This is a genomic window from Vreelandella nigrificans (assembly GCF_002374315.1).
GTDB classification, from domain to species: domain Bacteria; phylum Pseudomonadota; class Gammaproteobacteria; order Pseudomonadales; family Halomonadaceae; genus Vreelandella; species Vreelandella nigrificans.
Genome location: NZ_NWUX01000023.1, coordinates 41,911 through 62,354 on the forward strand (window position 1 = coordinate 41,911; position 20,444 = coordinate 62,354).

Annotated in this window: 18 protein-coding genes and 3 tRNA genes; 16 read left to right on the top strand and 5 right to left on the bottom strand. The window is 51.5% G+C overall.

Features of this window, described 5'->3' with window-relative positions:
- Positions 1 to 28: 28 nt before the first annotated feature.
- Positions 29 to 946 carry a DMT family transporter gene (locus tag CPA45_RS18680; protein ID WP_096654175.1) on the bottom strand — a complete coding sequence of 306 codons (918 nt, stop codon included), beginning with the start codon at positions 944 to 946 and terminating at the stop codon, positions 29 to 31.
- Positions 947 to 1,163: 217 nt separating this feature from the next.
- Between CPA45_RS18680 and CPA45_RS18685 the strand changes: the two genes are divergently transcribed.
- The 5 genes from CPA45_RS18685 (at position 1,164) to CPA45_RS18705 (ending at position 9,521) form a co-directional block, all read left to right on the top strand.
- Positions 1,164 to 3,185: an NADPH-dependent 2,4-dienoyl-CoA reductase gene (locus tag CPA45_RS18685; RefSeq protein WP_096654177.1), complete on the top strand. Its 2,022-nt coding sequence runs from the start codon at positions 1,164 to 1,166 to the stop codon at positions 3,183 to 3,185.
- A 160-nt stretch (positions 3,186 to 3,345) separates the two neighbouring features.
- A complete protein-coding gene (locus tag CPA45_RS18690) occupies positions 3,346 to 4,389 on the top strand; it encodes a threonine aldolase family protein (RefSeq protein ID WP_096654179.1) in 1,044 nt (347 codons plus the stop codon).
- 263 nt (positions 4,390 to 4,652) lie between these two features.
- Positions 4,653 to 6,575 (top strand): PrkA family serine protein kinase, encoded by a 1,923-nt coding sequence (locus CPA45_RS18695; RefSeq protein ID WP_096654181.1) that lies wholly within the window; start codon positions 4,653 to 4,655, stop codon positions 6,573 to 6,575.
- A gap of 73 nt (positions 6,576 to 6,648) precedes the next feature.
- Entirely contained in the window at positions 6,649 to 7,938 is a 1,290-nt protein-coding gene (locus CPA45_RS18700; RefSeq protein WP_096654183.1) for a YeaH/YhbH family protein, read from the top strand.
- 20 nt (positions 7,939 to 7,958) lie between these two features.
- Complete coding sequence (locus CPA45_RS18705; RefSeq protein ID WP_096654185.1) at positions 7,959 to 9,521, top strand: SpoVR family protein; 1,563 nt, start codon at positions 7,959 to 7,961, stop codon at positions 9,519 to 9,521.
- A 113-nt stretch (positions 9,522 to 9,634) separates the two neighbouring features.
- Here the strand turns inward: CPA45_RS18705 and CPA45_RS18710 are convergent, their stop codons facing one another.
- The gene (locus tag CPA45_RS18710; protein WP_096654187.1) at positions 9,635 to 9,949 is read right to left on the bottom strand and encodes a high-potential iron-sulfur protein; all 315 of its coding nucleotides are present in this window, start codon (positions 9,947 to 9,949) and stop codon (positions 9,635 to 9,637) included.
- Between the two features lie 258 nt (positions 9,950 to 10,207).
- Between CPA45_RS18710 and CPA45_RS18715 the strand changes: the two genes are divergently transcribed.
- Entirely contained in the window at positions 10,208 to 10,483 is a 276-nt protein-coding gene (locus CPA45_RS18715) for an Lrp/AsnC family transcriptional regulator (protein ID WP_078088247.1), read from the top strand.
- 117 nt (positions 10,484 to 10,600) lie between these two features.
- On the top strand, positions 10,601 to 11,449 hold the full coding sequence (locus CPA45_RS18720; RefSeq protein ID WP_096654189.1) for a DNA/RNA non-specific endonuclease: 849 nt from the start codon (positions 10,601 to 10,603) through the stop codon (positions 11,447 to 11,449).
- A gap of 418 nt (positions 11,450 to 11,867) precedes the next feature.
- Here CPA45_RS18720 and CPA45_RS18725 read toward each other — a convergent pair.
- From CPA45_RS18725 to CPA45_RS18735, 3 genes are all read right to left on the bottom strand, one after another.
- Positions 11,868 to 11,954 (bottom strand) — tRNA-Leu (locus tag CPA45_RS18725).
- Between the two features lie 38 nt (positions 11,955 to 11,992).
- Positions 11,993 to 12,079: transfer RNA gene (locus CPA45_RS18730), tRNA-Leu, on the bottom strand.
- Between the two features lie 76 nt (positions 12,080 to 12,155).
- Positions 12,156 to 12,242, bottom strand: a tRNA-Leu gene (locus CPA45_RS18735).
- A gap of 282 nt (positions 12,243 to 12,524) precedes the next feature.
- On the opposite strand from CPA45_RS18735, the gene rnr reads away from it, so the two are divergent.
- The 9 genes from rnr (at position 12,525) to CPA45_RS18785 (ending at position 20,410) form a co-directional block, all read left to right on the top strand.
- Positions 12,525 to 14,939 (top strand): ribonuclease R, encoded by a 2,415-nt coding sequence (gene rnr / locus CPA45_RS18745; protein ID WP_096654193.1) that lies wholly within the window; start codon positions 12,525 to 12,527, stop codon positions 14,937 to 14,939.
- 2 nt (positions 14,940 to 14,941) lie between these two features.
- Positions 14,942 to 15,739 (top strand): 23S rRNA (guanosine(2251)-2'-O)-methyltransferase RlmB, encoded by a 798-nt coding sequence (rlmB, locus tag CPA45_RS18750; RefSeq protein WP_096654195.1) that lies wholly within the window; start codon positions 14,942 to 14,944, stop codon positions 15,737 to 15,739.
- Between the two features lie 211 nt (positions 15,740 to 15,950).
- A complete protein-coding gene (rpsF, locus tag CPA45_RS18755; protein ID WP_078088243.1) occupies positions 15,951 to 16,328 on the top strand; it encodes a 30S ribosomal protein S6 in 378 nt (125 codons plus the stop codon).
- A gap of 33 nt (positions 16,329 to 16,361) precedes the next feature.
- Positions 16,362 to 16,589, top strand: coding sequence for a 30S ribosomal protein S18 (gene rpsR / locus CPA45_RS18760; RefSeq protein ID WP_009097135.1), 228 nt, complete (start codon positions 16,362 to 16,364; stop codon positions 16,587 to 16,589).
- A gap of 12 nt (positions 16,590 to 16,601) precedes the next feature.
- Positions 16,602 to 17,453, top strand: a complete 852-nt coding sequence (locus CPA45_RS18765) for a hypothetical protein (protein WP_096654197.1) — start codon at positions 16,602 to 16,604, stop codon at positions 17,451 to 17,453.
- Between the two features lie 15 nt (positions 17,454 to 17,468).
- Entirely contained in the window at positions 17,469 to 17,915 is a 447-nt protein-coding gene (gene rplI / locus CPA45_RS18770; RefSeq protein ID WP_096654199.1) for a 50S ribosomal protein L9, read from the top strand.
- Positions 17,916 to 18,219: 304 nt separating this feature from the next.
- Positions 18,220 to 19,608 carry a replicative DNA helicase gene (dnaB, locus tag CPA45_RS18775; RefSeq protein ID WP_096654201.1) on the top strand — a complete coding sequence of 463 codons (1,389 nt, stop codon included), beginning with the start codon at positions 18,220 to 18,222 and terminating at the stop codon, positions 19,606 to 19,608.
- A 66-nt stretch (positions 19,609 to 19,674) separates the two neighbouring features.
- Positions 19,675 to 19,968, top strand: coding sequence for a hypothetical protein (locus CPA45_RS18780; protein ID WP_044628494.1), 294 nt, complete (start codon positions 19,675 to 19,677; stop codon positions 19,966 to 19,968).
- A 139-nt stretch (positions 19,969 to 20,107) separates the two neighbouring features.
- Positions 20,108 to 20,410, top strand: a complete 303-nt coding sequence (locus tag CPA45_RS18785; RefSeq protein WP_096654203.1) for a DUF6482 family protein — start codon at positions 20,108 to 20,110, stop codon at positions 20,408 to 20,410.
- Positions 20,411 to 20,444: the final 34 nt, after the last annotated feature.

The window sequence follows — 20,444 nt, forward strand, 5'->3', positions numbered from 1 at the left end:
AGCCGTTGAGTGGAGTTAATCTATGGTATCACTGCTGGATTCTGCGTGTTTTACCTACTGCTTCAGCGCGTACCAGTGGCCGCGTTAACGTCTGCGCCATTATTACTCCAGCCAAAATCAACACTCCGCCTATAAAGTGAAAGCTAGACACACGCTCTCCTAAAAATGCCATTGCAATGAGTGCACTACACAGTGGCATTAGGTTAATAAAGATGCTTGATTGATTGGCACCAATCTGGCTCACTGCGCGCATCCATAAAAAGGTGGTGATAACTGAAGCAGGAATACCCGCGTAGAGAATTAGCCAGATATTGTGGCTATCTATCGGTGTCATTGGCCCCATTAAATAGGGTGGCAGCAGGAACAGTACCGCGAAGCATACCTGAGCATAGAGCATCACCCAGGGGGGTAAGTTCATTGCCCACCGCTTGAGCATTACCCCATAGAGTGCATAGCATATGGCGGCGACCACCATCAACGCATCTCCATAGGCTACCTGGAGCTGCAGCAGCGACATAGGATTGCCCCGACCCAGTAGTACGGTGACTCCAATAAACGCTAGTACCCCGCCTAGCACACCGCCCATGGTTGGTGGCTCGCGTAAAATAAGTGCACTTAGCAGTACGGTTAGCAGTGGCACCATGGCGGCTAGTATGCCCATATTGGTAGCGGTTGTGGTTTCTGCTGCCACATAAGCTAGGCCCTGCCATAACCCCATACCTAAAAGCCCTAACAGTGCCAGTTTAGGCCAGTTACGGTGAATTTCCTTGCGGTGGCGAATCACTGCAGGTAGTACAAAAGGTGTCATTACCAATAGGGCCAGTAACCAGCGCAAAAAAGCAATGCTACTGGGTGCAATAGTGCCTACGGCTAATTGGTTAATAGTCATGTTCCCTGACCAGATCAATACAGTGGCCAGCGGTGGTAAAAAATAAATCAATGGCATAGCACGTTCCCTTATCGTTAGCCTGTTAATGTGACGTGCTTTGTGGCGATGAGCAAGAGCTAAGACACCCCTAAAAGTAGTGATATTAAGAAGGCTAAAAGGTCTGTACGTTGCGGCAAGTATGTCATACGCTTGTTTGAATATTTTCAGCAAGCAACTCTGTTAACTTAACAGTTCTAATAATACTGAATGACTGGCCATGTACAGGAGTACCGTGATGAAACGTTCGCCCGCTTACCCCCACCTGTTTAGCCCGCTGACTATAGGCCATTTGACGCTTCCTAACCGTGTGCTGATGGGGTCTATGCACACCAATTTGGAAGAAGCGCCAAACGGTTTTGAGCGCTTAGCTGCGTTCTATGTTGAGCGTGCCCGGGCAGGAGTTAGCCTGATCGTTACCGGTGGCATTGCCCCAAATGCTGAAGGCGCGGTTTTTCAGGGGGCTAATGCGCTGACTGAGGAATCTCAGCTGCCCGAGCACCGGCTGGTGGTCAACGCTGTGCACGAGGCAGGTGGGCACCTTTGCATGCAGATTCTCCATGCGGGTCGTTACGCCTATTCCCCTGAGCTGGTCGCGCCTTCTGCTTTACAGGCTCCCATCAACCCATTTACTCCTCGAGCGCTTTCAAGCGACGATGTGGAGCAGCAAATTGCTGATTATGTGCGCTGCGCGCAGCTTGCTCAGCAGGCAGGTTACGACGGTGTCGAGGTTATGGGGTCGGAAGGCTATCTGATCAATCAGTTTATTTGCCAACGGACCAATCAGCGCGACGATGAGTGGGGCGGCAGCTTTGAGCAGCGCATTCGCTTCCCCGTCGAAATTGTTAAGCGTATACGAGCTGCCGTGGGTGAGCGTTTCTTGGTAATTTTCCGCCTTTCGATGATTGATCTGGTAGAAGAAGGTAGCTCTTGGGAAGAGGTGGTGCAGCTTGGGAAAGCTATTGAGGCTGCTGGCGCTGATGTGATCAATACCGGCATTGGCTGGCATGAGGCACGGGTGCCGACAATTGTTACCAGCGTTCCTCGTGCTGCGTTTACCGAAGTAACTAGACGCATTAAATCAGCACTCTCGATCCCGCTGATTACGACCAATCGCATCAATATGCCCGATATTGCCGAGCGCGTACTAGCTGAAGGCCACGCGGATATGGTTTCCATGGCACGGCCATTTCTAGCCGACCCTGAGTGGGTGCGCAAAGCCGAGGCGGACTTGGCGGACGAAATTAATACCTGTATTGCCTGTAATCAGGCCTGTTTGGACCATACCTTTATGGGCAAGCTGACCTCCTGCTTGGTGAACCCCCGCGCCTGCCACGAAACAGAATTGAGCCTTGAACCCGCGCAAATGCCTAAGCGGGTAGCCGTGGTGGGCGGTGGGCCTGCTGGTCTAGCCACGGCTGTTGCGGCAGCAAGCCGTGGACACCAAGTGGTGCTGTTTGAGCGTCGCAATGAGCTCGGTGGGCAATTTAATTATGCACGCAAGATCCCCGGCAAAGAGGAGTTCAATGAAACGCTGCGCTACTTCCACGTCATGCTGGAAAAGCACGCTGTCGATGTACGTCTGAATACGGCGGCCAGTGCTGCAGACTTGGCTGAGTTTGACGAAGTGGTGATCGCCTCTGGCGTAACGCCGAGGGAGCTGTCGCTGCCAGGTGCTGACCACCACAGTGTACTTAGCTATGCCGAGGCGATTGAGCATCCGGAGCGTGTGGGCCAGCGTGTTGCGGTGATTGGCGCTGGAGGCATTGGCTTTGATGTTTCCGAACTGCTTGCCCACCAGGGGCACCCAGCGATGGACCTGGCAGCTTGGTGTGATGAGTGGGGGGTCGATCTTGCTGTGGATGAGCGTGGTGGCTTGAAAGTACCTATGCCGCCAGCTTCACCCCGAGAAATCGTGATGCTTCAGCGTAAAAGTTCAAAGCCAGGTAAGAACCTGGGTAAAACTACCGGCTGGGTGCACCGCGCATCGCTAAAACAGCGTGGTGTAAAAACGTTGACGGGCTGCGAGTATCTCAAAGTTGACGACGGCGGGCTGCATATTCGCCGTGATGGCGAGGAGCAACTGTTGGCGGTAGACACGATTGTCGTTTGCGCAGGGCAAGAGTCGGTTCGTGAGCTTATCGAGCCACTACGCCAAGCAGGCATTCGCGTGCATGTGATTGGCGGTGCGGACGAAGCTGCTGAGCTAGATGCCAAACGTGCAATTGATCAAGGCACGCGTTTGGCAGCCTCGCTCTAAGTAGCTGCTTTATAAAAGGGTTGAAAAGCGCGGGTGACGCTAACGTTTAAATGGCGATAGACTGGTCTATCCAACAAGCCTCTTATCGAGGCTTGTTGTTTAAGGTGCGGATGGCACCCTGTCCGCACCGTACGACCGCCAGATAAAAAGGATCATCGCCATGCCCTCGGAGTGTACCCCACGATTTTTGGCCAGTGATAACACGTCCGGTATTTGCCCGGAGGCCATGCAGTATTTGTTAGAAGCTAACCAAGCCGATGACTTGGCCTATGGTAACGATCGCTGGACAGCCCGCGCCGCTGATCGCTTTCGTGAAATGTTTGATTACGATTGCGATGTGTTTTTTGTCTTCAATGGTACTGCCGCAAATTCACTAGCCCTTTCCGCCATGGGGCGCAGTTACCATAGCGTGATTTGCCATGAGCTGGCGCATATTGAAACCGACGAGTGCGGTGGCCCTGAGTTCTTTTCTAATGGTGCCAAGCTGCTCACATCACCAGGGGCTAACGGTAAGTTGACACCCCAGGGTATTGAGGCGTTAGTGACTAAGCGTAGCGATATTCACTACCCTAAGCCGAAGGTGGTTTCCCTCACCCAGGCGACGGAGGTGGGTACGGTATATTCGCGGGAGGAGCTGCTCGCTATCCGTGCGATGGCTGATAAGCATGACCTGCGCCTACATATGGACGGTGCCCGCTTTGCTAATGCCTGTGCTGGCCTCAAAGCGACGCCGGCTGAGTTAACCTGGCAGGTGGGTGTTGATGTGCTTTGCTTTTCAGGTACCAAAAATGGTTTAGCATTTGGTGAGGCCATCCTGTTTTTTAATCGTGAGCTTGCTGAGGATTTCTCCTACCGCTGTAAGCAGGCAGGACAGCTGGCCTCGAAAATGCGCTATGTTTCCGCTCCTTGGCTAGGACTGTTGGAAAGCGGGGCTTGGCTGACCAACGCTGAGCATGCTAACGCGATGGCACGCTACTTATCGGAAGGGTTGCAGGCACTCCCAGGGGTGTCGCTCATGTTTCCCACTCAGGCTAACAGCGTTTTTGTTGAGTTTCCGCCCCATGCTATTGAAGCGTTGAAAGCCAGAGGGTGGACCTTCTACACCTTTATTGGCGCAGGAGGTGCTCGGTTTGTATGCGCATGGAATACCACCGTTGAATTACTTGACCAGTTACTGGCTGATGTAAAAGCGGTGCTTGAATAGCGTCACCAAGCGCTTGCTAGCTGCCGTAGCGCCGCCTTTATGGCGGCGCTGTGCTTGCTGTGTATTACACATCTGTTTAGTGTCTTTCAACGCAACTAAATCTCTTCTCTCATGCTCATATAGTTAACGCTGAAGCGTTGAAGAATTAGTAATTACTTTTTGCTAATACTGACTACGCTGGTAAAGCGATACCTCGTTTTGCACGCCGTTACAGATACTTGTTTGTACGGTGGCTGTCTGGGGATGGGCTACAGGAGAGTTTCATGAGCATTTTTGATCACGTTCAAGACCGATTCGCCCGGGTTCAGCAGGAAGACATCAGCCTTGAGGAGTACTTGGCGCTTTGCCGCCGTGATCCTAAAGCGTATGCCAGCGCTGCCGAGCGTATGCTGGAAGCAATAGGTGAGCCTGAAGTGATCGACACGGCGAAAGACCCGCGTCTATCACGCATTTTTTCTAACAAGGTGATTCGCCGCTATCCTGCTTTTGCTGAGTTCCACGGTATGGAAGAGGCCATCGAGCAAATTGTGGCTTATTTCCGCCACGCGGCTCAGGGGTTAGAAGAGCGTAAGCAGATTCTTTATTTGCTAGGGCCGGTAGGTGGTGGTAAATCGTCCTTGGCCGAACGTTTGAAATTGCTAATGGAGCGCATTCCATTCTATGCCATTAAAGACTCGCCGGTGTATGAGTCGCCGCTAGGGCTATTTTCTCCCGAAGAGGACGGCGAGCTGCTAGAGCAAGAGTATGGTATCCCGCAACGTTATCTGCGCAGTGTCATGTCTCCTTGGGCAGCCAAGCGCCTTAAAGAAGCTGGCGGCGATATTTCCCAGTTTCGGGTGGTGCGTCTTTATCCTTCGCGGTTGAATCAGATTGCCATTTCCAAAACCGAGCCAGGTGATGAGAATAACCAGGATATTTCTTCGCTAGTCGGTAAGGTCGATATTCGCCAGTTGGAGCTTTACTCCCAGGATGATCCCGATGCTTACAGCTTTTCTGGGGGCCTGTGTCGAGCGAACCAAGGGTTGATGGAGTTTGTGGAGATGTTTAAAGCACCCATTAAGGTGCTGCACCCACTGCTTACCGCAACTCAAGAGGGTAATTACAATCCTACTGAAGGTATGGGGTCGATTCCCTTTGACGGGGTTATATTAGCCCACTCCAATGAATCAGAATGGCAGGCATTTCGTAATAACCGCAATAATGAAGCGTTTTTAGACCGGGTTTATATCGTTAAGGTGCCTTACTGCCTACGAGTCTCCGAAGAGATCAAGATTTACCAAAAGTTGTTAGAGGACTCCTCGCTAAATGCCGCCCCCTGCGCGCCGGATACACTACGTATGCTGGCTCAGTTCTCGGTGCTTTCGCGGCTTAAAGTGCCGGAAAATTCCAGCATTTACTCGAAGATGCGCGTCTACGACGGCGAGAATCTGAAAGACACTGACCCTCGGGCTAAGTCAATCCAAGAGTACCGCGACTCTGCCGGTGTTGATGAGGGTATGCAGGGGTTGTCGACGCGCTTTGCGTTCAAAATACTTTCTAAGGTATTTAATTTCGACAGTACTGAGGTAGCAGCAAACCCTGTGCACTTGCTGTATGTGCTAGAACAGGCACTAGAGCGCGAGCAATTACCCTCAGAAGTGTTTGAGCGTTATATCGGCTTTATCAAGGAGTTTCTGGCGCCGCGCTATGTGGACTTCATTGGTAAAGAGATTCAAACCGCATATCTGGAATCCTACAGCGAGTATGGCCAGAACATTTTTGATCGCTATGTTACCTATGCTGATTTTTGGATACAGGATCAGGAGTACCGTGATCCCGAAACTGGTGAGCTGCTAAACCGTCAGTCACTCAATGAAGAGCTGGAGAAAATTGAGAAGCCCGCGGGCATTTCCAATCCGAAAGACTTCCGTCACGAAGTGGTTAACTTTGTGCTGCGGGCGCGTGCGCAAAATAACGGTATGAACCCTAGCTGGCAATCCTATGAAAAACTCAAAGGTGTTATTGAACATAAAATGTTCGCCAATACCGAAGAGCTACTGCCGGTGATCTCGTTTAATGCGAAAGCTTCGAAGTCGGATCAGAAAAAGCACGAGGATTTTGTGGCACGTATGGTGGATCGTGGCTACACCGAAAAACAGGTGAGGTTACTGTCTGAATGGTATTTGCGTGTGCGTAAGTCCCAGTAGCGGATGTTCTTAAGCACTGCTCTCAAGAACGGATGTTGAGAAAAGTGCTTAAGACTAGGGTTAAGGAGGTCGTATGACCTACTTTATTGATCGTAGGCCTAACGCTAAGCATAAAAGCGCGGTCAATCGGCAGCGCTTTCTAGAGCGTTACCGCAAGCACATCAAGCGCTCGGTAGAGGAGGCGGTGAATCGCCGCTCTATCACCGATATGGAGCGCGGGGAGAAAATATCTATCCCCACCAAAGATATTTCTGAACCGGTCTTTCAGCATGGCGCCGGTGGTGCACGTAATATCGTAGCTCCTGGGAATAAAGAGTTCTTAGAGGGCGATAAAATTCGCCGTCCTAGTGGCCAGGGGGGCGGTGATGGCTCTGGGGAAGGGGGTGCTTCTAACCAGGGGGAGGGCACTGATGAATTTGCATTTACCCTTAGCCGAGAGGAGTTTCTGGAATTTGTTTTTGATGGCCTAGAGTTACCTAACTTGCAGCGTAAGCCATTGAAGTCTCTTGAGGAGGTTAAGATGGTGCGGGCTGGGCTGGCCCGCGACGGTGTACCGTCACGTATTAGTATCACTCGTTCAATGCGGGAAGCGTATGCACGGCGTATTGCAATGCGTGCCCCCATTAAGCGGGCGCTTAAAGAGGCCCAAGAGGCGCTAGCAGCAGAAGAGAGTAAAGACCCTGTGCTACGCAATCCTGCACGCATTGCTGAGTTGAAAACGGAGATCGAGCGTCTGGAGAAGCGTATCGAAGCAGTACCGTTTATTGATACTTATGACCTGCGCTACCATCAGTTGGTTGCGCAGCCCCAACCCTCAAGCCAGGCAGTGATGTTCTGTGTTATGGACGTTTCCGGCTCCATGACCCAAAACCATAAAGACATCGCCAAGCGCTTTTTCCTGCTGCTCTATCTGTTTCTAGAGAAGCATTACGAAAAAGTGGAGCTGGTGTTTGTGCGACACCACACAGCCGCGCGGGAGGTCAGCGAAGAAGAGTTTTTCTACTCCCGTGAGACGGGAGGAACTATCGTTTCTAGCGCGCTCACTCTGGTGAATAAGATTATTGAAAAGCGCTACCCCGCAGAGCAGTGGAATCTCTATGTGGCGCAAGCATCCGACGGCGATAACTGGGATGACGACTCGAATATCTGCCGTGACTTGCTAATCAAGCAACTGATGCCGCAGTTGCAGTATTACGCCTATGTGGAAATTACCCCCCACGACCATCAGTCGCTGTGGCATGAGTATGAAACTGTGGCTGAGGAGTTTTCCGAACGATTTGCCATGCGCCAGATTGTTGATGCTGGTGATATTTATCCTGTCTTTCGAGAGCTGTTTAAGCGCCGCTTAAGCCAGGAGCGGTAACGCGAGTTGAGGAGTACGCCATGAGTGTAACCCGCAAGCCAATAGCGACCGGTTCTGATTGGAATTTTAGCGTATTGGAGCGCTTTGATGAGGAGCTTGCCAGGCTTGCCGATGAGTATCGGCTGGATACCTATCCCAATCAAATTGAGGTGATCACCACTGAGCAGATGATGGATGCTTATGCCAGTGTGGGGATGCCGGTGGGCTACCATCATTGGTCATTTGGGAAGCAGTTTCTTGCCGTTGAGCAGGCCTATAAGCGTGGCCAGATGGGCCTAGCCTACGAACTGGTGATTAACTCCAACCCCTGCATTGCGTATTTAATGGAAGAGAACACCCTAATGATGCAGGTGCTGGTTATCGCACACGCCTGTTATGGGCATAACTCTTTCTTTAAAGGCAATTACCTGTTCCGTGCCTGGACTGATGCGGACTCAATTGTTGATTACTTAGTCTTTGCCCGTAAGTATATTGCCCAGTGTGAGGAGCGTCACGGTGTTCATGCGGTTGAACAGTTACTAGATGCCTGCCACGCATTACAAAACTACGGTGTAGACCGTTATAAGCGGCCATCCCCAATTTCTGCTGAAGAAGAAGTTAGGCGCCAAGATGAGCGTGAGGCCTACCTGCAAACCCAGGTAAATATGCTGTGGCGGACGATTCCTGAGCCACCTAGTGGTACAGAGCCTCTGCCTGGTAGTTTACACAGCGATGATGACCCGCTTGATCTGCATGGTGGGGGCAAGTACCCACCTGAGCCACAAGAAAACCTACTTTACTTTATTGAAAAGAATGCCCCCTTACTGGCGCCTTGGCAGCGTGAGATCGTGCGCATTGTGCGTAAGCTGGCGCAATATTTTTACCCTCAGCGGCAAACCCAAGTGATGAACGAAGGGTGGGCCTGTTTTTGGCACTACACGCTGATGAATAGGCTTTACGATGAAGGTAAGGTGGATGAAGGCCTAATGCTGGAGTTTTTGCAGTCCCACGCGGCGGTTATTAATCAGCCGGGCTTTGATAGCCCTCACTATAGTGGCCTTAACCCCTATGCGCTGGGCTTCGCCATTTTTATTGATATTAAGCGGATTTGTGAATCGCCAACTGATGAAGACAGGGAGTGGTTTCCCGATATCGCGGGCAGCCCGTGGCGTGACACGCTTGAATTCGCTATGCGCAATTTTAAAGATGAGTCGTTTATCCAGCAGTTTTTATCGCCCAAGGTGATACGGGATCTTAAGTTATTCTTAATTGTTGACGATGATCAATCGGACATGATGGAAGTTGCCGCTATACACGATGAAAGGGGCTATAAACGGGTGCGCAATGCGCTTTCAAGCCAGTACGCGCTTTCAGTGCGTGAGCCTAATATTCAGGTAGTCGAAGCGGCTATTCGTGGTGATCGTTCGCTAACGCTACACCATGTGCAAGATAATCGCCGACCACTAGGTCGTAGTGTTTACCCTGTCATACGCCACTTACAACAGCTTTGGGGCTTTCCTGTGCATCTGGTATCGATGGAGGAGGGGAGAGTAACGCGCCGCTATCACTGGCCAGTAGAGGGCGAAAGTAAAGAAGAGGATTAGCCAGCCGTATAAAACAACCACCCTGCGCTGGACGCTGAGTGGTTGTGGGCTAGCAACTGGGAGCTAGTCGCTAAGAGCTAGTAGTTAAAGGCTAGCTCTTAGCTAAGGATGAATTAACCCTTAGCAGTCCAGGACTGACACCAGCCTTTGGGCTCTACACTATTCTCTGGGAATAGCTGGCAGCCTTCTTTATCGGCGACCCAGAACATGCAGTTATCACAAACCTCACCCTCTTCGTAGGCAGGGTGATCGCTTGCATCACTTGCTACTTCAACGTAGTTAAGCGCCTGTGCCGTAGGCGATGAAGGGTCTAAGCGGGGTAGCTCCTGAGCAAAGGCAGTTTTCGACAGGATACCAGCACCAAACGGTAGGGCAGCAAGCCCTAGCACGCTGTTACGCATGAACTTACGACGGCTCTGATTAGCCATGGTGTCTCCTTATCGTCACGGTCTGACGTTTTGTCTTAAGTTATCGGGTGGTTGACCACCTCTGATGCTCCGACAAGTCTTATCTATCGGAGGTTTCCAGCACATGCTAGCGCATGCTCAAAATTAGTGCGAATAACCTCATAAAAGCGCGACAATTGGTCACGTGATGCCGTAGTCCTTGGCCTTGTTCAAAGGACTGCTATACTCGGCCGCTTATCGCTAAGTGGTTTTCAAGTTATTTTTTTAAGTGAGGGCGCTATGCAAAATGCAGTTATTTTAATCAATGCCGAGAAAGGTCAAGTCAAAGCGGTGGCGGAGCGCTTGGCTGATGTGGAAGGTATTAGTGAAGTATTCTCTACCTGTGGGCGTTATGACTTGGTTGCTATTGCTCGGACACGAGATTTTGAAAGCCTCGCTGAGCTGGTCACTGAACGCCTGAATACCGTAGAAGGTATTAGTGATACCGAAACGTTGAATGCCATGCAGGTGCACTCTCGACACGACCTCGAAACGATGTTTTCGCTTGGCTGGTAGTGGTCAGAACGCGGCTTAAAAGAAAAATATCAGTGCTTAAAAATACCGGTACTGGAAAACATAAGTATATAGCAGGTTTATCTTTGCAAGGGAGTAAGTCCGTTGGGGAAATCGCTTATGCGCTGGCGTCGCCAGGGTCGACGCCTGGGCATTGCTGTGCTGTTTGTGGTGATGGGGGCTGGGTTATGGGAATACCAGGGGCGTCAGCATCAGGATGCCTACACGTGGATGGGGGTGCCTACCTGGGAGAGCTTGCATCCTACTACCTTTCATCGCGTGTTGCGTAATGATGGGTTTCTGGTGGGGTGGTCTGATGTGCGGGTAAACCCGCTATGGGTAAGCTATCAGGTAGCAGCGGTGCCGGATGACATGCGCATTGGGCCAAGGCCAAACTTTCAAGCTGATTGGCGAACATTGTGGCCTATTAGTGCCGATAGTTATGCAGGTAGTGGCTATGACAGAGGGCATATGGCGCCCAACTATGCCATTGCTGCTGTGCATGGTCGGAGTGCTCAAGTAGATACTTTCTTAATGAGTAATATGACCCCCCAGCGGCCGAACTTAAATCGTCAGCTTTGGCAGCGTCTTGAACAGTCAGTGATGGATCATTTCGCTCCCCGCTTTGATCGCTTGCAGGTCATTACCGGGCCGGTATTCCCGGATCGCTTTATGGACAATGTGTTTAATCGAGTTGGGTTTGTAGAGGTGCCAGAGGCCTTTTACAAAATTATTGTGGCACCCCATGATGAAGCACCGCTTGCCCTGGCATTTATTATGCCCCAAGACGTGCATGGCAATGAGCCGCTGGAGGATTATCTGGTTACCATCGATGAGATTGAGGCGCGTACCGGACTTAACTTTTTCCCGGATCTTTCGGCAGAGCTTGAAGCAGTGCTGGAAGGCGAACTGCGTACTCATGGCTGGGCGTTGGAAGAGGTATCTCAACGTCCAGGGCGTTTTCAGTAATGCTTGAAGCGCCTTATCCCTGAATAGCGCGAACTGGTTGCTAGCGGGTGGTGGTGCCAGCAGTTTATCGAGGCGCTACACCCGCAAATCGCAGTGGTTACGTAAAAAAAACCGCCATGACAAAGCATATTCACTTTGGGCGGTATCTATAACTAGCGCTGCTATATTTATATTGGTGCTGGCGACTTAGTTCTGGCGACTTGGTTCTAGCGACTTAGTTCTAGCGACATAGTGCTGGTGCAATTGGTACGAACGCATTAGCACTATCTGTCCTGTATTAATAGAAAAGGGATGACAAGATAAAAGTGGTTGCAAGATAAGGTATGCAAGGAAGCATTCAATAGAGGAGTGTATTCAAGATAGAAATGCATTCAAGATAGGGAGCGCTTGAGAGTGATGCGGACGGAACCATTTAAAATGGTGCCCAGGAGAGGACTTGAACCTCCACGTCCATACGGACACTAGCACCTGAAGCTAGCGCGTCTACCAATTCCGCCACCTGGGCGCATCATCTAACGCTTAGATTTACCGTTTGTATTCGTATGGTGCCCAGGAGAGGACTTGAACCTCCACGTCCATACAGACACTAGCACCTGAAGCTAGCGCGTCTACCAATTCCGCCACCTGGGCGAATACAAACTTACTGCCTATATTACTTACCGTGACACCTTATTGCACCATGAAAAGGGGATATCATGATGTAATTTGGTGCCCAGAAGAGGACTTGAACCTCCACGTCCATACGGACACTAGCACCTGAAGCTAGCGCGTCTACCAATTCCGCCATCTGGGCAAGTGGCGCGTATGATACCGAGGTCGCGGTTAAAAGCAAGCCCTGATGGGCGTTTTTTATGTCTTAAATCGCACATTTACAGTGTCAGATGGTTGGGTGATTGAACATGCAGCGCTATACTGCCTGTATGACCAAACAAAACATGAATTTATTCAACTTGCTGGAAAGTGAACCAGTTGTTGAGCCAGCTGCTAACACGTTAGCTAAGTTCCCCCGCCTGCAGCGCTTATTAGCTACGCTGTTTATTCGCCTCCCGCAGACGCAACTAAGGATGTTGATCGCATGAAGTATTGGACGTTGAGTGATGATCCGCACGCCGAGCGTGAGGCGCAGAAATATGATAACCCGGCGCCTAGCCGCGAATATTTACTGGCTGCCTTAGAAAGCTACGGCAAGCCGATCACTCATGAAAACATGAGCCGGATGCTCGGAATTGAAGATGAGGATCACCTTGAAGCCATCCGTCGACGCATGGCTGCGATGGAGCGCGATGGTCAAGTGCTGCGCGACCGTCGCGGTGCTTATGCACTGATTGATAAGCTTGATTTAATTAAGGGTAAGGTGCTGGGGCATCGCGATGGCTTTGGCTTCATTCTGCGTGATGACGGTAAAAAGCCGGACCTTGTGCTGCCGCCCCGGCAAATGCGCCGGGTCTTCCACGGCGACCATGTACTGGTGCGTGTGAGTGGGCGTGACCGTCGAGGCCGGGATGAGGCCACAATTGCGGATGTCATTGCACGCAATACCCAAACTATTGTAGGTGTGTATCGCAGCAACACACCTGAATTTGGTGTGCTGATTCCTGAGAACCCGCGAATTACCCAAGAGGTAATCATTCCCCACACGGCTAGTGCTGGCGCAAAAGATGGACAGGTGATTTCTGCCAAAATTGTCCAGCAGCCAGAAACCCGCGTTCAGCCGGTGGGCGAAGTCATCGAGGTGTTAGGGGAGCGTATGGACCCTGGCATGGAAATTGATATTGCTATTCGTAGCTACGATATTCCCGCTGAGTTTCCTCCGGAAGTGCTAGATCAAACCAGTGGCATTTCAGCAGAAGTGTTGGAAGGGGATAAGCAACATCGGGTAGACCTGCGTGATACCCCATTGGTGACCATTGATGATGAGTCGGCCAAAGATTTTGATGACGCGGTATGCGCTTGGAAAACCAAGTCGGGTAGCTGGAAATTGTTAGTCGCAATTGCTGATGTTTCCCACTATGTGCGACCTGGTACTGCCCTTGATGACGAGGCTCGCACGCGAGGCAACTCGGTCTATTTTCCTGGCCAAGTAGTGCCGATGCTGCCTGAGCTGCTCTCTAATGGCTTGTGCTCACTAAACCCCCATGTGGATCGCTTAGTGATGGTCTGTGAGATGAATATCTCTAGAACCGGTGCCATTAGCCGCTATTCGTTCTATGAAGCCGTTATGAAGTCGCATGCTCGCCTTACCTATAACAAGGTGGCGGCAATGCTTGATAATGAGAGCGAAGAGGGGGAGGCGCTGCGTAATCAGCACCAGGGTTTAGTAAAGCCGCTGCAGAACTTGCACGAGCTCTACCATTTGCTGCGTAAAGCGCGGGAAGAGCGTGGGGCAATTGATTTTGATACCACTGAAACTGCGATTATTTTCAACGATGAACGCAAGATAGAAAAAATCGTCCCGCGTACCCGCAACGATGCACATAAGATTATCGAAGAGTGCATGTTGGCTGCCAACGTAGCTACTGCCCGCTTCTTGGATAAGCACGATTTACCTGCGCTTTACCGTATACATGAACGTCCAACCCCGGAGCGCCTTGACAAGCTGCGCCTGTTCTTAAGTGAGCTGGGACTGTCGGTGGGTGGTGGCGATATGCCCACCCCCCAGGACTATCAGGCGCTGAGGGAAGCGATTGTTGATCGTCCTGACGCTGACATCATACAAACAGTGATGCTGCGTTCGATGAATCAAGCAGTTTACTCACCTCAGAATGAAGGGCACTTCGGTTTGGCGTATCAGGCATACGCGCACTTCACTTCGCCTATTCGCCGTTACCCTGACTTGTTAGTGCACAGGGCTATTCGCTCGGTGATTCGTGGGCCGCGCCAAACAAATACCGTGATAAGGGTAGATGGTGCGCCAGTTGATCCACCAAGTAAGTGGTGCCCTTACACATTTGAGCAAATGCTTGAGTTAGGTGAGCACTGCTCCATGACCGAGCGGCGTGCTGATGAAGCAACCCGTGATGTTGAGGGCTGGCTGAAGTGTGAGTTTATGTCGGACAAGCTGGGCGAAACGTTCGAAGGATCTATCGCCTCAGTGACGCAATTCGGGTTGTTTGTGCGCTTGGACGAGTTCTACGTTGAAGGTCTGGTGCACGTAACCTCGCTGCCATCTGACTACTATCACTATGAGGCTGAGAAGCACCGGCTCAAAGGTGAGCGTACTGGTACTACATATCGCTTGGGTGATGGGCTGACTGTTCAGGTGGCGCGGGTTGATATGGATGACCGCAAGATTGATTTTGGTCTTGCTGATGAGAAACCACGTCCGCGCCGTCAGCCGCGCAAACGCTCAGGTGGACAAGATCGCCCTAGTGGGCAAGAGCGCTCGGGTGGAGATGGGCGTTCAGCCGCTAAAGCAGATAAACAGCCAACGCGTCGAGGCCCGCGCAGAACGCGCAACGGCCCACGCAAACCTTCACCGAGTAAGGGTTAAGCATGAAGTCGGCGTCGTCTCGACGGGGTTCGCGCCCTACTGTTCGCACTCCAGATGGGCTAGATCAAGTGTACGGTGTGCATGCGCTTGAAAGCCTGCTTGAGCGGGGTGAAACGCCCCGTGAGCTGTGGGTTCAACAAGGGGCAGGCAATCGTTTAAAAGAGGTGGTGGCTAGCGCCCAGGCACGTGGTGCACGCATCAAAGAGCAGCCACGTGATCTGTTGGATCAGCTTACCCAAGGGGCTGCTCACCAGGGCGTGGTGGCTTTTTGTCCGCCACTAACTCCGGAAGGGGAGGAGTCCTTGTGGTTAAAGCTACGTGCTTGGCAGGCGACTACTCCTCCGTTATTGCTGGTGTTGGATGGTGTGACCGACGTGCATAATTTTGGTGCTTGCCTACGCAGTGCGGATGCTGCAGGTGCGCATGGGGTTATTGTCGCCAAGGACAAAGCTGCACCGCTGAATGCTACTGTGCGTAAAGTAGCCTGTGGGGCTGCCGAGGTGGTGCCTGTTTATCAAGTCACCAATCTCTCCCGCACCTTGGCTAAGTTAAAAGATGCCGGTGTGTGGATTACAGGAACGGCGGGAGAGGCCGAGGCTAGTGTTTATGATATCGATATGACGGGCCCTACCGCACTGGTGATGGGGGCTGAAGGTAAAGGTATGCGTCGCTTAACTCGTGAGGCGTGCGACAACTTGGCCAAGTTGCCAATGGCTGGGCAAGTCTCCAGTCTGAACGTTTCGGTTGCCACCGGTATCTGTTTGTTTGAGGCTGTTCGGCAACGACAGCTTGCAAGTTAAGTAACCGCCCACTAAAATGCTTGCGCCCGTTTATCTATAAGCGGGTGTAAGTATTGGCCGTTGGTCAATACGACATACAGTTCTACTTGATGTTTTGGCGCACTGACCATTTTAGGTAGGCCAAAGCATTTCAGTTAACTCCTTGCTTCCCTGTCGTTTAGCGCATTTGCGCAAATACACACCGGAAGCTGCCAAACCGCAAGGAGATTCCATGCGTCATTACGAAATCGTATTTATGGTCCACCCGGATCAGAGCGAGCAAGTGCCGGCTATGGTCGAGCGCTACACCAGCATTGTTACCGAGAACGCTGGTACTGTGCATCGCTTAGAAGATTGGGGCCGTCGTCACCTGGCTTACCCGATCAACAAGATCCACAAAGCCCACTACGTGCTGATGAACGTTGAGTGTAACGGCGAGACTCTCGAAGAAATCGAGAACATCTTCCGTTTCAACGACGCCATCATTCGCAGCTTGGTTGTTCGCTGCAAAGAAGCGATCACTGAAGCTTCCCCGATGATGAAGCCTGCAGAAGAAAAGCGTCCTCGTCGCGAAGAAAAACCGCGCGAAGAAGCTGAAGAAACTGCCTGATTTTATCCACTGCACGTTTTAAGGAGCTAGCCCATGGCACGTTTTTTCCGTCGCCGTAAGTTTTGTCGCTTCACCGCTGAAGGTGTCAAGCAGATCGATTACAAAGATCTGGACACGCTGAAGGCATACATCACCGAAACCGGCAAGATCGTTCCAAGCCGCATCACTGGCACCAAAGCACGCTATCAGCGTCAGCTGGCGACTGCTATCAAGCGTTCGCGTTACCTGGCACTGCTGCCCTACTCCGATAGCCACCAGTAAGCGTTTAACGTGATGCTGGCACTAGCACGTTGGTTGATGCGAAGCACGCCCTATGCTGTAGGTGGAGCAGCGCTGGCAACGCTAGTGCCCTGGTTGTTCTGGTTAGGAGCAGCCATTGCGGCGTTAGTGACCCTGCGTAAAGGGTTTGCCCCTGCGCTTCCGGTCATTATTGCAGCCGCGCTACCAGCAGGTTTCTGGTGGGTGCAGGGTGACGTTATACCGCTTACCAGTGTACTGCTGGTAACGTTGATGGCGGTTATCCTGCGGGAAAGGATGCGTTGGAGCGAAGCGCTAATCGTTGGTGCGTTAGCAGCAGCGATAATGGTGCAGCTTGGCATCTTTAGCCCGCCAGGTGGAACTCAGCTGATGCTGGAGCAGTTGCGTGAGAGTTCGGAAGAAGTCGACCGCATGCTTACAGAGTTTGCCAATCAAGGCTACGACACCCAAACGCTTGCCGCGATAGTGGTGGGGGGCGTGACAGGGCTGGTTGTGCTCTTAGCAGGCATTGCATGCTTAGCGTTAGCAAGAAGCTGGCAGGCAGGGCTTTATAACCCAGGCGGTTTTCGTGAAGAATTTCACGCACTACGCCTGACCCCTAAAGAGTTGGCTATTTTGGTCGTTCTTGGGGTGGTTGGTATGATGCTAGGTGCACATGCTTTGGCTATGCTGGGCTGGATTCCATTGTTGGTTGCTGGCGTTGCGTTAGTGCACGGGTTTATTGGATTAAAGGGGATGAACGGGCTGTGGCTGGTAGCATTTTATGTGCTGCTGATCACGACCTGGCCCACGATTCTCATTGTGCTGCTGTTGGGGCTGATTGACACATTCGCGAACGTTCGCGCACGCCTTGCCCGCAGCAATTGACAAGAGGTTTACGAGATGGAAGTCATTCTGCTCGATAAGATTGGTAAGTTGGGCGGCTTGGGTGACAAGGTCACTGTGAAGCCCGGTTATGGTCGTAACTATTTGGTACCTTACGGCTTTGCCGTGCCGGCTACTAAAGAGAACGTCGAAGCGTTTAACGCACAGCGTGCCGAGCTTGAAGCTCAAGCTGCTGAGCGTAAAGCAGAAGCCGAAGCCCGTGCTGAGCAGCTTAACGACATCGAACTGTCGTTGGTTTCTAAAGCCGGTGATGAAGGCAAACTGTTTGGTTCGATTGGTCCTCGTGATCTGGCTGACGCTATTTCCTCTGCTGGTATCGATGTTGCCAAGAGCGAAGTACGTATGCCGCAAGGCCCGATTCGCCAAACAGGCGAATACGACATCGCGCTTCACCTGCATGCAGAAGTGGACGCTGTTGTACGTGTGGTAGTTGTCGCAGAGTAAACTCTCTCGCCAACGCTGACGCCTCAAAGGGCGCGGGAATTCCCGCGCCCTTTGTTGTTTGTAGACGCTTGTTTGTAGACGCTGGTTTGTAGATGCCAGTTGGTATGCGGTATTTACGCCGCTATGTGAAGTAAAACCAAAAGTAGGCTTAATGGCCAAGTGTCGTTCAAAGCAATCTGCTCGCTAATAGATAGATGTTTTTAGAACGCCATTGGGTTTGCTGACACTGTCTGTGGTGCGGTGGTTATTGCCCCGCTAAGATACTCATTGTTGTTGGCTACGTTTTATTGTTAAGGAGCTCGCTATGCAGGACCAGCCTTCTGCTGATAAGGAAACGGCAGCGCTTAAGCTGCCGCCGCATTCGTTAGAGGCGGAGCAGTCGGTGTTAGGCGGGCTAATGCTGGATAACCAAGCCTGGGATAATGTCTCAGAGCGCTTGGTGGCCGACGATTTTTACCGCTATGAGCATCGCCTTGTTTTTAATGTGATGATTCATTTAGCGGAGTCGGGGCAGCCGCTGGATGTGATAACACTTTCTGAGGCGCTTGAAGCTAGAGACCAGCTAGATACGGTTGGTGGGCTGGCGTTCCTTGCAGAGCTGGCCCGCAATACCCCCTCGGCCAGCAATATCCGCGCCTATGCCGATATCGTGCGTGAGCGGGCCACGCTGCGTAAACTGATTCGTGCGGCTAATCAAATTGCTGATGGAGCTTTCTCCCCACAAGGGCGGCCAGCTGATGAGCTGCTCAATGAGGCTGAACGGCTAGTGTTTCAGATCGCTGAGGAGCGTCCGAAGACTGGTGGACCTATCGGTATGAGCGAGCTACTCACTAAAGCGGTGGACCGCATTGATGAGTTGTTCAATCTTAAAGGTGAGATGACCGGGCTTTCCACTGGATTTCGTGACTTGGATGAAATGACCTCGGGCCTGCAACCATCCGACTTGGTCATTATCGCCGGTCGACCCTCGATGGGTAAAACCACGTTTGCAATGAACTTGGTAGAACACGCAGTAATTTCTAGCGATAAACCCGTCATGGTGTTCTCCATGGAGATGCCAGCCGAATCGCTGATGCTACGTGTGCTGTCATCACTTGGCCGGATTGACCAGACTCGGGTGCGCTCAGGCCAGTTGGAAGATGAGGATTGGCCGCGACTCACCTCAGCGGTCAACCTATTGAAAGACAAGCAGTTGTTTATTGATGACACTGCTGCACTTTCTCCTAATGAGATGCGCTCGCGCCTTCGCCGTGTTGTGCGTGAGCACGGCAATATAGCGCTGATCATGATCGATTATCTGCAGTTGATGCAGATCCCCGGCTTTTCTGAAAACCGTACGGGAGAGATCTCGGAGATTTCTCGCTCGTTAAAAGGCTTGGCAAAAGAGTTTCAGTGCCCAGTTGTAGCCCTTTCTCAGCTCAACCGTTCACTGGAACAGCGCCCTAATAAGCGCCCGGTAATGTCGGATCTAAGGGAGTCGGGAGCGATTGAGCAGGATGCAGACGTTATCGCCTTTGTTTATCGTGATGAAGTTTATAACCCGGACAACCCAGATAATCAGGGGATTGCGGAGTTGATTATCGGTAAGCAACGTAACGGTCCTATTGGTACAGTGCACATGGCATTTATTGGCAAGTACACGCGGTTTGAAGATTTGGCGCCCGATCGCTACGGCGACACGTTTGGCGATTAACTTGTGCGTAGAAGGGCAGGTCGTATAATGCCCACCCTTTTCGAAGCAGATAGACAGGAGTAGCAAATGGCAGGTGGTTTTAGACGTGGGAATCGTAAGCGTCTTCCTAAGCTTGAGGGTCGGGGGGAGCTGCAGTCGCTAGAGCGCGAAGGGCCATTTAAAGAGTGGTTGGGTATGCCTGACCTTTACCGCTATTTCCTGGTGGTTGAGGGGGAAAAGTATAGCTATCAAACCGAAGATGCTGAGTTGCCGGTGGCCGTGGGCGATAAAGTTGTATTTCGCTACAAAGAGACCAAAGGTGGTAACTGGATTGATCGTAACTCCCTTGGTAAGGCGATAGACCCTTCTGAGTATCAGTAAAACGACGAATAAGTTGACGCTTGGGTCAGGAACTCTTTTGTAAGGTTGCCGTCTTAGGCAGTTAGTGCCAAGGTAACATTATTGTCATGGGGCGGCGGCATGCTGTGCCCATGGCAATGTCTAATAACAGGAGGGAACCATGGAACTAAAAGCACTTAAACAGTTCGTTGCAAGTCACGATAATTTTGAGATCCGCGTTATTACTCATTCGGGTAGTGGCTTCTATCAAGTTGAGCTTGAAGATGTCGAAGGCGAGCGTCATATGTTGACGCAGCGAAATAAGCCCATGCTGTTTCGCTCCCTAGACGACGTCTACTTAGAGTTAAAGCGGGCAGGCATTCATCGTGCGTATCTTGTTCAGCATGTGCCGCAAGATGAAATTATTGGCCGTGATGCCCACTATAGCGAACCATTAACGTCGCGTATGCCGCTGGTATTTTGAGTGGTTTAGGTCAGTATAGATATTTAAGTAGGAT

What these genes read in the sequence shown, in the direction of transcription:
- CPA45_RS18700 (WP_096654183.1), top strand. Translation starts at nt 6,649, where the DNA reads ATGACCTACTTTATTGATCGTAGGCCTAACGCTAAGCATAAAAGCGCG.
- rnr (WP_096654193.1), top strand. Translation starts at nt 12,525, where the DNA reads ATGAAGTATTGGACGTTGAGTGATGATCCGCACGCCGAGCGTGAGGCG.
- CPA45_RS18710 (WP_096654187.1), bottom strand. Translation starts at nt 9,949, where the DNA reads ATGGCTAATCAGAGCCGTCGTAAGTTCATGCGTAACAGCGTGCTAGGG.
- CPA45_RS18765 (WP_096654197.1), top strand. Translation starts at nt 16,602, where the DNA reads ATGCTGGCACTAGCACGTTGGTTGATGCGAAGCACGCCCTATGCTGTA.
- CPA45_RS18705 (WP_096654185.1), top strand. Translation starts at nt 7,959, where the DNA reads ATGAGTGTAACCCGCAAGCCAATAGCGACCGGTTCTGATTGGAATTTT.
- rpsF (WP_078088243.1), top strand. Translation starts at nt 15,951, where the DNA reads ATGCGTCATTACGAAATCGTATTTATGGTCCACCCGGATCAGAGCGAG.
- rpsR (WP_009097135.1), top strand. Translation starts at nt 16,362, where the DNA reads ATGGCACGTTTTTTCCGTCGCCGTAAGTTTTGTCGCTTCACCGCTGAA.
- CPA45_RS18785 (WP_096654203.1), top strand. Translation starts at nt 20,108, where the DNA reads ATGGAACTAAAAGCACTTAAACAGTTCGTTGCAAGTCACGATAATTTT.
- CPA45_RS18715 (WP_078088247.1), top strand. Translation starts at nt 10,208, where the DNA reads ATGCAAAATGCAGTTATTTTAATCAATGCCGAGAAAGGTCAAGTCAAA.
- CPA45_RS18690 (WP_096654179.1), top strand. Translation starts at nt 3,346, where the DNA reads ATGCCCTCGGAGTGTACCCCACGATTTTTGGCCAGTGATAACACGTCC.
- rlmB (WP_096654195.1), top strand. Translation starts at nt 14,942, where the DNA reads ATGAAGTCGGCGTCGTCTCGACGGGGTTCGCGCCCTACTGTTCGCACT.
- rplI (WP_096654199.1), top strand. Translation starts at nt 17,469, where the DNA reads ATGGAAGTCATTCTGCTCGATAAGATTGGTAAGTTGGGCGGCTTGGGT.
- CPA45_RS18680 (WP_096654175.1), bottom strand. Translation starts at nt 946, where the DNA reads ATGCCATTGATTTATTTTTTACCACCGCTGGCCACTGTATTGATCTGG.
- CPA45_RS18685 (WP_096654177.1), top strand. Translation starts at nt 1,164, where the DNA reads ATGAAACGTTCGCCCGCTTACCCCCACCTGTTTAGCCCGCTGACTATA.
- CPA45_RS18720 (WP_096654189.1), top strand. Translation starts at nt 10,601, where the DNA reads ATGCGCTGGCGTCGCCAGGGTCGACGCCTGGGCATTGCTGTGCTGTTT.
- CPA45_RS18695 (WP_096654181.1), top strand. Translation starts at nt 4,653, where the DNA reads ATGAGCATTTTTGATCACGTTCAAGACCGATTCGCCCGGGTTCAGCAG.
- dnaB (WP_096654201.1), top strand. Translation starts at nt 18,220, where the DNA reads ATGCAGGACCAGCCTTCTGCTGATAAGGAAACGGCAGCGCTTAAGCTG.
- CPA45_RS18780 (WP_044628494.1), top strand. Translation starts at nt 19,675, where the DNA reads ATGGCAGGTGGTTTTAGACGTGGGAATCGTAAGCGTCTTCCTAAGCTT.